At 69.9% G+C, this 12,544-nt stretch carries 10 protein-coding genes and 2 pseudogenes; all 12 read right to left on the minus strand.

Annotated elements, in window-relative coordinates:
- Window positions 1–246, minus strand: a pseudogene (locus SLW52_RS20675) (chemotaxis protein CheW); the annotation flags it as partial.
- Window positions 243–1,025, minus strand: a complete 783-nt coding sequence (locus tag SLW52_RS20680; RefSeq protein ID WP_017910758.1) for a ParA family protein — start codon at window positions 1,023–1,025, stop codon at window positions 243–245. The gene SLW52_RS20680 and the pseudogene SLW52_RS20675, both read right to left, overlap by 4 nt.
- Window positions 1,026–1,168: 143 nt before the next feature.
- Window positions 1,169–1,978: pseudogene (gene motD / locus SLW52_RS20685) on the minus strand (flagellar motor protein MotD); the annotation flags it as partial.
- 1 nt (window position 1,979) lies between these two features.
- Window positions 1,980–2,720 (minus strand): flagellar motor protein, encoded by a 741-nt coding sequence (locus SLW52_RS20690; protein ID WP_010341770.1) that lies wholly within the window; start codon window positions 2,718–2,720, stop codon window positions 1,980–1,982.
- Between the two features lie 365 nt (window positions 2,721–3,085).
- A complete protein-coding gene (locus SLW52_RS20695; protein ID WP_267100627.1) occupies window positions 3,086–4,840 on the minus strand; it encodes a chemotaxis protein CheA in 1,755 nt (584 codons plus the stop codon).
- A 4-nt stretch (window positions 4,841–4,844) separates the two neighbouring features.
- A complete protein-coding gene (locus SLW52_RS20700) occupies window positions 4,845–5,456 on the minus strand; it encodes a protein phosphatase CheZ (RefSeq protein WP_010341543.1) in 612 nt (203 codons plus the stop codon).
- The gene (gene cheY / locus SLW52_RS20705; protein WP_010341542.1) at window positions 5,457–5,849 is read right to left on the minus strand and encodes a chemotaxis response regulator CheY; all 393 of its coding nucleotides are present in this window, start codon (window positions 5,847–5,849) and stop codon (window positions 5,457–5,459) included.
- 19 nt (window positions 5,850–5,868) lie between these two features.
- Window positions 5,869–6,618: an RNA polymerase sigma factor FliA gene (locus SLW52_RS20710; protein ID WP_010341541.1), complete on the minus strand. Its 750-nt coding sequence runs from the start codon at window positions 6,616–6,618 to the stop codon at window positions 5,869–5,871.
- Window positions 6,615–7,499: a P-loop NTPase gene (locus SLW52_RS20715; protein ID WP_010341540.1), complete on the minus strand. Its 885-nt coding sequence runs from the start codon at window positions 7,497–7,499 to the stop codon at window positions 6,615–6,617. Before SLW52_RS20715 ends, SLW52_RS20710 begins: the two co-directional genes overlap by 4 nt.
- Window positions 7,486–9,111, minus strand: a complete 1,626-nt coding sequence (gene flhF / locus SLW52_RS20720) for a flagellar biosynthesis protein FlhF (protein ID WP_267120903.1) — start codon at window positions 9,109–9,111, stop codon at window positions 7,486–7,488. The genes SLW52_RS20715 and flhF overlap by 14 nt, the downstream gene beginning before the upstream one ends.
- A 170-nt stretch (window positions 9,112–9,281) precedes the next feature.
- Window positions 9,282–11,342 (minus strand): flagellar biosynthesis protein FlhA, encoded by a 2,061-nt coding sequence (gene flhA / locus SLW52_RS20725; RefSeq protein ID WP_026143395.1) that lies wholly within the window; start codon window positions 11,340–11,342, stop codon window positions 9,282–9,284.
- A gap of 17 nt (window positions 11,343–11,359) precedes the next feature.
- Entirely contained in the window at window positions 11,360–12,490 is a 1,131-nt protein-coding gene (flhB, locus tag SLW52_RS20730) for a flagellar biosynthesis protein FlhB (RefSeq protein WP_267094063.1), read from the minus strand.
- Window positions 12,491–12,544: the final 54 nt, after the last annotated feature.

The raw sequence follows: 12,544 nt of genomic DNA on the forward strand, positions 1-12,544 counted from the left end.
CAGCGCCTGCTGCGACATGATGCCGGCGAGGGCCGGATCGGCATCGGCTTCGGCCAGGACCGCGGCAGCGATCTGCTCCGGCGTCGGTCCGGCAGCGGCCGGGGCGGGCGCCGTCGTCGCGGCGTCCGCTCGCACGTCGGCGACCGCGACCGGCGCGGGGCTCGGCGGCACGGCCTTCTGCTCCTCGGCGATCACGTCGTGGAGCAGGCCTTCCAGATAATCGTCGATGATCCCGGGAGTGCTCATGCGGCTTGCTCCATCGGCGTGGCGTCGCTGGCGATCAGCCATTCCAGCGCGCGGCGGTAGGCGGCCAGGCCGCGGCCCGGGTAGTCGCCCGGCACGCCGGCCACCGTCAGCGCCTTGACGTTGCAGATCTTGGTGTCGACCGGGATGGCGTCTTCCCACACCCGCTCGCCGTAGCTGTCCTGCATCTGTCGCAGGGTCTCGTTGCCGGCGCGGGTGCGCTTGTCGAACAGGGTCGGCAGGATCGAGGCGGGCAGCGGCCGGCGCCGCGAGCGCTCGACCATGTCCACGGTGCGGACCATGCTGGCCAGGCCGTGCAGGGCCAGCGGCTCGGCCTGGGTCGGGATGATCACGCGATCGGCCGCCGCCAGCGCGTTGATCATCAGCAGACCCAGGGTCGGCGGGCAGTCGAGCAGGATGTAGTCGTGCTGGCCGGCGTGGCGGGCCATGGCCTGCTGCAGCGCCAGGCCCAGGCCGGGCTGGTTGGCGCTGCGCCGTTCCAGCGTGGCCAGCGCGGTCTGCCCGCAGACGAAGCTCAGACGCTCGACCGCGGTGTCGCGGGCCAGCGCGGCGAGTTCGCCCGGCGGGGTCGCGAACAGGTCGAGCACGCCCGGCGGCTGCGGTTCCTGCGGCACGTCGAAGGCCCGGGTCAGCGAGGCGTGCGGATCGAGATCGAGCATCAGCACGCGGTGCCCGAGCATGGCCAGCCCACGGCCCAGGGCCAGCGTGGTGGTGGTCTTGCCCACGCCACCTTTCTGGTTGGCGATCGCCCAGATGCGCATCAGTTGACTCCTTCAATGGCAGGTACTGCGCGGGGGCCGCCGGCGTTGCCGGGGGCCGCCGCGGCGGGGGGTGTCGGGGTGGCCGGCGCGGCGCCGGCGCTCAAACGATCGGAGGCCGACGGCGTCGCATCGCCGCTGTCGCCGGAGTCGGCCAGGATCACCAACACCACGCGGCGGTTGGCGTTGCGGCCGGCCGGCGTGTCGTTGCTGGCGCGCGGGCGGAACTGGCCGTAGCCGATCATCGACAGCCGCGAGGGCTGCAGGCCCTGGTCGGCGAACAGGTGGACCACGCTGGCCGCGCGCGCCGCCGACAGTTCCCAGTTCGAGGGGAACTGCGCGGTGGCGATCGGGGTGTTGTCGGTGTAGCCCTCCACGCGCACCCCGTTGGGCACGCCGGACAGCACCTGCGCCAGTTCGGACAGGGTGGCGCGCGCGCTCTGGTCGAGCGCGGCCGAGCCGGAGCCGAACAGGATGTCGCTGTTGATCTCCACTTCGATCCACAGCCCGGCGCGGCGCACGGTGATCAGCTTCTTCTGGATCAGCGGCGCCAGCGCGGCGCCGAGGCGATCGGCGATGCTGTCGAGCTGGCGCTGCGCGCGTCGCAGCTGCTGCGCGTCGCGCAGGTCGTCGCCGCGCTGCGCGTTGCCCGAGGGCAGGCGGTTGGGATCGGGCAGGGTCAGCGCCGGGCTGGACTTGATCGGGGTCGGCCGCTCGCCGCCCTGGCCCTGCAGCGCGTGGTCGCCGACCTGCACCGGACGCAGGGTCGTCGGGGTGCCGCCGAACGCGGCGCTCATCGCGTCGGCCATGACCCGGTACTTGGCTTCGTTGATCGTGGACAGCGCGTACATCACCACGAAGAAGGCGAGCAGCAACGTCATCAGGTCGGCATAGGGGATGGCCCATGCCTCGTGGTTGGCGTGCTCGTCGTGGGAGTGCTTGCGGGCCATTGGCAACTCAATGCAAGAATCCGGCCAGTTTCGATTCGATGTTGCGCGGGTTCTCGCCCTGGGCGATGGCGATCAACCCTTCGATGATCATTTCGCGCTCGCCGCAGCTGTGCTTGATCACGCTCTTGAGCTTGGCGGCCATCGGCAGGAACAGCAGGTTGGCCGAGGCGATGCCGTAGATGGTGGCGGTGAACGCGGCGGCGATGCCGTGGCCGAGCTTGCTCGGGTCGGCCAGGTTCTTCATCACCGCGATCAGGCCCAGCACCGCGCCGATGATGCCCAAGGTGGGCGCGTAGATGCCCATGCCCTCGAACACCTTGGCCGCGGCCAGGTCGCAATGCTCCTGGCCCTCCAGGTCGATCTCCAGCATGTGCCGGATGGCTTCCGGCTCCACGCCGTCCACCAGCATCTGCAGGCCCTTGCGCACGAACGGATCCTGCTGCTGCGGCACCTGGTTCTCCAGCCCGAGCAGGCCCTGGCGGCGCGCGATGTTGCTCCATTCCACGATCTGCTTGAGCAACGCCTGGCGATCGCTCGGCGGCGGCCACAGGATCCACTTGGCGATCTGGAACGCACGGCGGAACACGGAGGGCGGGGTGTGCACCAGGATCGCGGCGACGGTGCCGACGATCACGATCACGAACGCAGCCGGCGACCACAGCGCCGAAATGCCGGCGCCCTTGAGGATGCTGCCGCCGATGAGCGACAGAATCGCCAACAGCAGGCCGATGAGACTGAGCTTGTCCATGCAGGAGGTATCGGCCAGGGGGCGGGGGACTTGATGGGTTGGGGGCCGGGAATGGGGAATGGGGAATGGGGAATGGGGAATGGGGAATGGGGAATCGATGAAGCCGGGATTCGGGAATCGGGATTCGGGAATCGCAAAAGCGCGCGCACGCCAACCGTTCATCCCGGCTCTATCGCGTTGCGGCTGAAGCCGCTCCCACATTGGGGAGTGAGGTGCAGGTGAGCTGCTGTTGCGATTCCCGAATCCCGATTCCCAGCCTCACCGTGTCGCGGCTGAAGCCGCTTCTACGGCGGAATCAGGGAAAAACGAAGCGCCAGGGAACCCGCTCCTGCGATTCCCCAATCCCCATTCCCCAATCCCGGCCTTCAGGCCTTCAAGCCATCCACATCCAGGATCAGCGCCAGGCGGCCATCGCCGATGAGGGTGGCGCCGGCGTAGCCGGGCAGGCCGCGCAGCGAGCGCGGCAGCGGCTTGATCACCACTTCCTCGCGGCCGCGGACCTGGTCCACGACCAGGCCCATGCGCGATTCGCCGGCCTGCAGCACCACCACGGTGAGCAGCGGCAGTTGCGGGGCGTCGATGTTGAGCCACTGGCGCAGGTCCACCAGCGGCAGGGTGTGCGACTGCCGGTCGAGCACGGCGCGGCCGTCGAACCAGCCCAGCGAGCGGCGCGGGGCGTGCAGCACTTCCACCACGCGCGCCAGCGGCAGCGCGTAGACGGTATCGCCGGCCTGCACCAGCAGGGTCGGCAGGATCGCCAGGGTCAGCGGCACGCGGATCAGGAAGCGGCTGCCGCGGCCCAGTTCCGACTGGATCTGGATCTGCCCGCTGAGTTCGCGGATGCGCGACTGCACCACGTCCATGCCGACGCCGCGGCCGGAGATGTCGGTGACTTCGGATTTGGTCGAGAAACCAGGCAGGAACACCAGGTGCAGGCATTCCTCGGTGGTCAGGCGGGCGGCGGCCTCGGGGTCGATCAGGCCCTTCTCGCGGGCCTTGGCGCGCAGCCGTTCCGGGTCGATGCCGGCGCCGTCGTCCTGCACCTCGATGCTGACGTAGTCGCCTTCCTGCTGCGCCGACAGGCGCACATGGCCGCCGCGCGGCTTGCCGGTGGCTTCGCGCAGCGCCGGGGCCTCGATGCCGTGGTCGATCGCGTTGCGCACCAGGTGCACCAGCGGATCGGCCAGCGCCTCGACCAGGTTGCGATCGAGCTCGGTGTCGGCGCCGATCAGTTCCAGTTCCACTTCCTTGTTGAGCGAGCGGGCGACGTCGCGCGCCACCTTGGGGAAGCGCGAGAACACCTTGCCGACCGGCTGCATGCGCGTGCGCATCACCGCCGACTGCAGACGTGCGGTGGCGATGTCCAGGCTGCTGACCGCGCGGTCCAGCTCCTCGTCGCGCAGGCGCACGCGCAGGGTCTTGAGGCGGTTGCGCGAGAGCACCAGTTCGCCGATCAGGTTGACGATCGCGTCCAGGCGCTTGGTGTCCACGCGCACGGTGTGTTCGGGTTCGGTGGCCTTGGCCGGAGCGGCCGCGGCCTTGGGCGCAGCGCTGGGCGCACGCGGCGCCGGCTGCAGCGCCTGCGGCGTGGCCGCCGGCGGCGCATCGCCGTGCAACTGGTCCAGCAGCGCCTCGAATTCGTCGTCGCTGATCAGGTCCGCATCGCCCGCAGCGGCCGCGGGCGCCTTGGCGGCGGGCGCCGGCGCGGCGCTCTTCGCGGGTGCCGGCGCCGGTGCGTCGTCGCCGTGCGCGTCGAACTGCGCGATCAGCTCCGGCGGCGCGCGCGGCGGCTCCTGGCCGCTGCCGAAGGCATCGAGCATCGACTGCAGGTAGTCCAGCGACTGCTGCGCGGCGTCGAAGTGCCGCGCCTGCAGGGTCGCCTGGCCGGCGCGGGCCATGCCCAGGGTTTCCTCCGCCGCGTGGCACAGCTCGACCATGGCGTTGATCGCCAGGAAGCCGGCACCGCCCTTGAGCGTGTGGAAGCCGCGGAACACGGCGTTGAGCTGGCCGCTGTCCTCGGGCGCCTGCTCCAGCGACACCAACTGCTCGCCGAGCCGGTCCAGGATCTCCTGGGCCTCGATGATGAAGTCGGCAGCGATGTCGTCGGGTACGGCGCTCATAGCGTTACAGTCCCAGGCCCGAGAGCAGGTCGTCGGCGTCGTGCTGCGACACGCCGTGGCGGTCCAGGCCGGGCAGGGCCGGGCCGGCCAGGCTGCCGTCGGCCTTCTTGTTTTCTTCCTTCGGCGGCAGACCCAGCGCGCCGAAGCCTTCGTGCACGCGGCGCACGATGCCGGCGACGCGACGGATGATCTGCCCGGTCAGGTCCTGGAAGCTCTGCGCCAGGGCCATTTCGGTGAGGTTGTGGCGGATCTTGTCGAGGATCTCGCTCTGGTCGCCGCTGAGGCCGCCGGCGGCGAGCTGGTCGGCCAGCGCACGGCATTCCTCGGCCAGGTCCAGGGTGCGGTGGCTGGCCTGTTCGGTCATTTCCACCACGTGGTCCAGGCGCGAGCAGGCGTCGTCCAGCTCGCCGGCCTCGCTGGGCACCACCGGCAATTCGCCGAGCGCCTGCCCCAGATCGCGCGCGAGCCGGCTCAGGCCCTGCATCATCGGCCGCGTGCGCCAGGCGGCGAGGGTGTCGATCTCCCTGCGCCAGCCGGCCTCGTCGCCGTTCTCCAGCGCGTCCAGCGCGCCTTGCAGGCGTTCGATCAGGGCGGTACGTTCGGCGGTGGCTTCCATTTAGGCGGTCGCTCCCAGGCGTTCGAAGATCTTGCCCAGCTTCTCCTGCAGCGTCTGCGCGGTGAACGGCTTGATGATGTAGCCGTTCACGCCGCACTGCGCGGCCTCGATGATCTGCTCGCGCTTGGCCTCGGCGGTGACCATCAGCACCGGCAGGTGCTTGAGCTTGTCGTCGGCGCGGATGTTGCGCAGCAGATCGATGCCGGTCATGCCCGGCATGTTCCAGTCGGTGACCACGAACTCGAACGGCGCCGAGCGCAGCGCGGCCAGGGCGCTGTTGCCGTCTTCGGCCTCGGCGGTGTTGGTGAAGCCCAGATCGCCGAGCAGATTCTTGACGATGCGTCGCATCGTCGAGAAATCGTCCACGATCAAAATCCGCATGTTCTTGTTCACCACTGACTCCTAAGGGTTCCTATTCTTCGTCTTCCAGACCGGCATCGGCGACCTCGAACGCCTTCAGGCGTCCGCGCAACCGTACCGTGGCCTGGCCATGGATCTGACACACGCGCGACTCGCTGACCCCGAGCACCGCGCCGATTTCCTTGAGGTTCAATTCCTGCTCGTAGTACAGCGACAGCACCAACTGCTCGCGTTCGGGCAACTGCGCGATGGCCTTGCCCAGCTCGCGGCCGAATTCGCTGCGCTCGAGCATCTGCTGCGGATTGGGTCCGCCCTTGGCGATGGTATCCAGCTCGCCATGGTCCTCGATGCGCGACTCCAGGCTCAGCACCTGGCCGCGGGCGGCATCTTCCATCAAACGCAGGTATTCGGGAAGCGGCATGTCCATCGCCGCGGCCACTTCGTTGGCGGCGGCGGCGCGGCCGGTGCTCTGTTCGATCTTGCGGATCGCCGAGGCGGCGTCGCGGGCGCGGCGGTGCACCGAGCGCGGCACCCAGTCGCCGCGGCGGATCTCGTCGATCATCGCGCCGCGGATGCGGATCGAGGCGTAGGTCTCGAACGAGGCGCCCTGTTCGGCGTCGTAGCTGCGCGAGGCCTCGATCAGGCCGATCATGCCGGCCTGGATCAGGTCGTCGATCTCGACGCTGGCCGGCAGCCGCGCCGCCAGGTGGTGGGCGATGCGCCGGACCAGGTCCGAGTGCTGGGTGATGTAGTCGTTGGCGCTGTTGCGCTGGACGGCGCGGTAGTGGGCGGCGGCGTTCATGCGGCCACCCCGCGCTGGATGATGCGCTCGACGAAGAACTCGACGTTGCCGCGCGGGGCGGTCGGCGCCTGCCAGCGTGCGGTGCGCCGGGCGATCTCGCTGATCGCCTGCGCCGACGGGCTGGACGGGTAGGCCTTGACCACCGGCTGCTGGCGCTGCACCGACAGGCGCAGCCAGTCGTCCTGCGGCACGCAGCCCAGGTAGTTCAGCGACACGTCGCCGAGGAACTTCTCGCAGACCCGGCTGAGCTTGTCGTACAGCAGGCGGCCTTCGTTGAGGTCGCGGACCATGTTGGCGACGATCTGCACCCGGTCCACGCCGCGCTCGCGCGAGAGGACCTTGATCAGGGCGTAGGCGTCGGTGATCGAGGCCGGCTCGTCGCAGACCACCACCACCGCGTCCTGCGCGGCCTGGCAGAAGGTCAGCACGCTGTCGGTGATGCCGGCGGCGGTGTCGACGATCATCACGTCCAGCTCGCGCTGCAGCTCGGAGAACACGTTGACCAGGCCCACGTGCTGGGCCGGCGGCAGCTCGGCCATGTAGCGGCGGCCGGAGGCGGCGGGCACCACCATGAGCCCGTTGGGCATGTCGATCAGCACCTCTTCCAGGGTGCAGCGCCCGGCGACCAGGTCGGCCACGGTGAACTTGGGGGTCAGCCCGAGCAGCACGTCGACGTTGGCCAGGCCCAGGTCGGCGTCCAGCAGCAGGGTGCGCTTGCCCATGTCGGCCAGCGCCATGGACAGGTTCACCGAGATGTTGGTCTTGCCCACGCCGCCCTTGCCGCCGGTCACGGCGATGGTGCGCACCGGACCCAGCGGTTCGCTGCGCGTCGCCGACAGGGGGAAGGCATTGGTCAGATTGACGTAGTCACGCGACGGCATGGGTCTGCTCCGGAGTACAGGGCTTATCGGCAGCGCGCCGCAAATCTTCAAGGCGCAATACCAGGCTGGCGGCGTTGGCGCGGTGCAGGTCGTCCGGCACACGCTGTCCATCGGTCACCCAGGTGATGGGGAGGCGGTGGTCCACGACCACCGACAAGGCACTGCCGAACCGCCCGGTCTCGTCCAACTTGGTCAGGATGACTCCCTGTGGGTCGGCGCCGGCGAACCGGCGCACCACCTCGTCCAGGTCGGAGAAATGGGCGTTGGCGGGGAGGACCAGCAAGGATCGGACCACCCGCGAGGCGCGCAGCCAGTGCAGCTGGGCGGCCAGGGCGCGGTCGCGCTGGCCCATGCCGGCGGTGTCGATCAGCACCAGCTTGTAGTCGGCCAGGCGCTCCAGCAGCTGTTGCAGCGCGGCGTCGCTGTCGGCCTCGTGCACGGCGATGCCGAGCTGGCGGCCGTAGCTGTGCAGCTGTTCGCGGCCGCCGACGCGGATGGTGTCGGTGGTGACCAGGGCCACGTCGCGGGCGGCATGGCGCTCCAGGAAGCGCGAGGCCAGCTTGGCGATGGTGGTGGTCTTGCCGGCGCCGGTCGGGCCGATCAGGGCGATCACGCCGCCTTCCTCGAGCGGGTCCAGCGCGGCGATCGGCAGGCGCTTGGACAGCAGGCCCAGCATCAGTCCGCGGCCGCGGTGCAACTCCAGGTCGGCGGGGATCTGCATGACCACGTCGCGGGTGATGCCGCTGTCGAAGCCGTAGTCGTCCATCAGCTCCAGCGCCTGGGCGCGGACCGGCGAGCCGCGCAGGCGCTCGTCGGTGAGGCGGTTCATCTCGCGCTCGATCATCTGCCGCATCAGCGACAGTTCGTCGCGCAGCTGCGTCAATTGTTCGTCGTTCTGCGGGGCGGGGAAGGTCGGCACTGCCGCCAGCGCCGCGGCCGCCGGGATCCCGGCAGCGGCCGGCGCATCGGCGGTCGCGATGGGCGCGGCCGGGGCCGGGCTCGCCACCGGGGTCAGCGCCACCGCGGGCACGTCGTCGCGCCAGGCCGGCACGGCCTCGGCGGCCGGCGCCGCGGTGGCGGCGGCGAACGGACTGGGCATGGGCACGCTGATCGGGGCGTTGCGGAACACGTCCTCGGGGATGCTGAACTCGGCGCGGCCGGTGACCGGCGCTGCGGCCTTGGCCGGGGCGGCCTGGCGTGCGGCGGCAGCCGGGGCGGCCGCGGCGGGCATCGCCGAGGCGGCCAGCGCCGCCGGCTGGGTCAGCGGCCGTGCCGGGGAAGCGGCCGGGGCGGCCGGCGCGGCACTGCCGCGGCGCTCGCTGATCGCGGCCATCATCGCCATCGCCGGGCTGGCGGCGGCGTCGCCGCGTGCGGCACGCGGGGCCGCAGCGGCCGGCGCCTGGCTCGCCGCGGCGGCGCGCGGCGCCTCGTCCGGGCGCACCGCATCCAGCGCCCGCTGCACCAGGGCCTCGTCGTAGTTGCTGGCGGCCACGATCTCGATGCCCTCGTCGGTGCGCCGGTTGGACAGGATCACCGCATCCGGCCCGTGCTCGTCGCGCACCATCCGGAAGGCGGTGCGCATGTCGGGGGCGACAAAGCGTTTGATCTTCATGGGTGGGAGCCGGGAATGGGGAGTGGGGAATGGGGAATGGATGCGTGATCGGTGCCGATACGTGGCGGGCCGCGGTGTCGTGTCCGGTTTTTCGTGATCGTGTTCATTGCTCTCTCCGCTGCCGGGGCAAGGGTGCGATTCCCCATTCCCTGTTCCCGTTTCCCGTCATCTCAACTGATCGTGCCCACCAGCTTCAGCCGCTTGTCCTCCGGCACTTCGCTGTAGGACAGGACCGACAGCGCGGGGACGCTGTGGCGGACCAGGCGGGCGAGGGCGGCGCGGACCTGCGCCGGCACCAGCACCACCGCCGGTTCGTTGCGCGCCTCCTGCTTGCTCACGCAGTCCGCCAGACTTTGGTGCAAGCGTTCGGCCAGTCCGGGTTCCAGCGCCGCGCCGTTGCCCTGGGTAGAGTCCTGCAAGACGCGTTCCAATTGCGGGGCCAGGGTGAACACCGGCAGTTCCGGGGCCATGCCGGCGATCTCCTGGACGATGAACCGGCCCAGGGCGTTGCGCACCGCGGCGGTGAGCGCGCCGGGTTCCTGACTCTGCGGGGCGTGCTCGACCAGGGCCTCGACGATCTTGCGCAACTGCCGCACCGGGATCTTCTCGATGAGCAGGTTCTGCAGCACCCGCACCACCACCGACAGCGGCAGCGCCTTGGGGGTGAGGTCCTCGACCAGCTTGGGCGCGCTCTTGGCCAGGGTCGCCAGCAACTGCTGCACTTCCTCGTGGCCGAGCAGTTCCGGGGCGTGCTCGCGGATCAGGTGCGAGAGGTGGGTGGCGATCACCGTGGCCGGGTCGACCACGGTGTAGCCCATGGTCTCGGCCTGGGCGCGCAGGTGCGGCTGGATCCAGATCGCATCCAGGCCGAACGCCGGGTCCTTGCCGGGGATGCCGTCGATCTTGCCGAGCGCGCCGCCCGGGTCCAGCGCCAGCTCGCGGTCCGGGTGGATGTCGGCGGTGGCCACCGGCACGCCGTGCACCAGCAGGCGGTAGGCGTTGGCCGGCAGTTCCAGGTTGTCGCGGATGTGCACCGGCGGCACCAGGAAACCGATGTCCTGGGTCAGCTTGCGGCGCACGCCCTTGATCCGCGCCATCAACTCGCCGCCCTGGGTCTTGTCCACCAGCGGGATCAGCCGGTAGCCGACCTCCAGGCCCAGCGGGTCGATCGGACGCAGTTCGTCCCAGCCCAGTTCGGCATTGGCCTGAGCGGCGGCCGCGGCCTGCGGCGCCGCCTCGGCCGCGGCCGGCGGCGGCAGCAGGCTGCGCTTCCACATCTTCCAGGCCAGCAGGCCCAGGATCAGCGCCAGCGTCAAGAAAGCGACGTTGGGCATGCCCGGGATCAGGCCGACCAGGCCCAGGATCGCCGCGGCCACCGCCAGCGCCTTATGCTGGCCGAACACCTGGCCCATCATCGAGGCGCCCATGTCCTGCGAGCGCGAGGCGCGGGTGACCAGCATCGCCACCGCCGAGGACACCAGCAGCGCCGGCAGCTGCGCGACCAGGCCGTCGCCGATCGACAGCAGGGTGTAGGTGGAGGCGGCCTGCGCCACCGGCATGCCGTGCTGCAGCACGCCGACCGCCATGCCGCCGATCAGGTTGATGAACAGGATCAGGATGCCGGCGATGGCGTCGCCGCGGATGAACTTGCTGGCGCCGTCCATCGAGCCGTAGAAGTCCGCTTCCTCGCGCACTTCCTCGCGGCGGGCCTTGGCTTCCTCGCGGGTCAGCAGACCGGCGTTGAGGTCGGCGTCGATCGCCATCTGCTTGCCGGGCATGGCGTCGAGGATGAAGCGCGCGGTCACTTCCGACACGCGCCCGGCGCCCTTGGTGATGACCACGAAGTTGATGATGGTCAGGATCGCGAACACCACGATGCCGACCGCATAGTTGCCGCCGATCACGAATTCGCCGAAGGCCTCGATCACCTTGCCGGCGGCGCCGTGGCCGCCCTGGCCGTTGATCAGGATCACGCGGGTGGAGGCCACGTTCAGCGCCAGGCGCAGCATCGTGGTCATCAGCAGCACGATCGGGAAGATGCTGAACTCCAGCGGCCGCTTCACGTACACCACCGCCAGCAGCACCATCAGCGAGATGGCGATGTTGAAGGTGAACAGGGCGTCCAGCACCGGTGCGGCCAGCGGCACCACCACCATCGCCAGCATCAGCAACACGATCACCGGGGCGCCGAGCCCGTGCTTGATCATGTCCATGACTTTGCGCGTGTTCATCTGCGCGGCAGGCTGACTCATGGCTGGCTCCCCGGGGCGAATTCATCCACTTCCAGCGGCGGCAACGGCGGCATCGGCCCGCTGCGCCAGGCGCGCAGCGTGTAGACGTACGAGAGGACCTGCGCCACCGCGGAATACAGTCTCACGGGAATTTCCTTGCCGAGTTGGCCTTCCCTATACAAGGCGCGTGCCAAAGGCGGCGCCGAGATCACCGCCACGCGGTGCTGCTCGCCGACCTCGCGGATGCGGAAGGCGATCTCGTCCACGCCCTTGGCGACCACGGTGGGGGCGCGCATGCGCCCGCTTTCGTACTTCAGCGCCACCGCATAGTGGGTGGGGTTGACCACCACCACGTCGGCCTTGGGCACGGCTTCCATCATCCGCCGCTGCGACATCTGCATCTGCATCTGGCGGATGCGGCCCTTCACCTCGGGGCTGCCGTCGCTTTCCTTCATTTCCCGGCGCACTTCCTCGCGGGTCATCTTCAATTTGCGGATGTAATTCCACTTCTGATAGGGCGCGTCGATCGCCGCCAGCAGCGCCAGCGCGCCGGCGGTGTACAGCAGCAGCTTCAGCGTGAAGCCCAGGCCGTGGCCGATGGCCTGCTCCAGCGGCTGCAGCAGCAGGCCACGCAGGAAGTCGGTGCTGCCCCACAGGCACAGCATCGCGGCGCCGCCGACGAAGCCCATGCGCAGGATCGACTTGAGCAGTTCGACGATGGTCTCGGCGCCGTACATGCGGCTCAGCCCATTCATCGGGTTGAGCCGGTCGAACTTGGGGATCAGCGCCTGGCCGGAGAAGCGCAGGGTGCCCATCAGCACCGGCGCGGCGAAGCTGGCCGCCAGGCAGATGCCGACCAGCGGCAGCACCACCCAGAGCAGGTTCAGCAGCAAGTCGCCGAAATGGCCGAACATCGCCTGCGGATGCTCGCGCAGCGACAGGTCCGGGCGCAGCGCCTGTTTCAGCCAGGCCACCGCACCGGCGGCCATGGAGGTGGACAGGCCCATCAGGGCGAAGACGCCGGCGCTGAACACCGCGGCGGTCGCCAGTTCGCGCGAATGCGGGATATTGCCCTGTTCGCGGGCTTCGCGCAGACGTTTGTCTGTTGGCTGTTCTGTGCGCTCTGCGCCTTCTTCGCTCTCGGACATCGGGGGTGCGCTCGGCCAGGATCGACCCTGCGCACTGCAAGGACCGTGCCGGTC

The sequence above is a fragment of the Xanthomonas sp. LF02-5 genome (genome assembly GCF_034105325.1).
GTDB classification, from domain to species: Bacteria; Pseudomonadota; Gammaproteobacteria; order Xanthomonadales; family Xanthomonadaceae; genus Xanthomonas_A; species Xanthomonas_A sontii.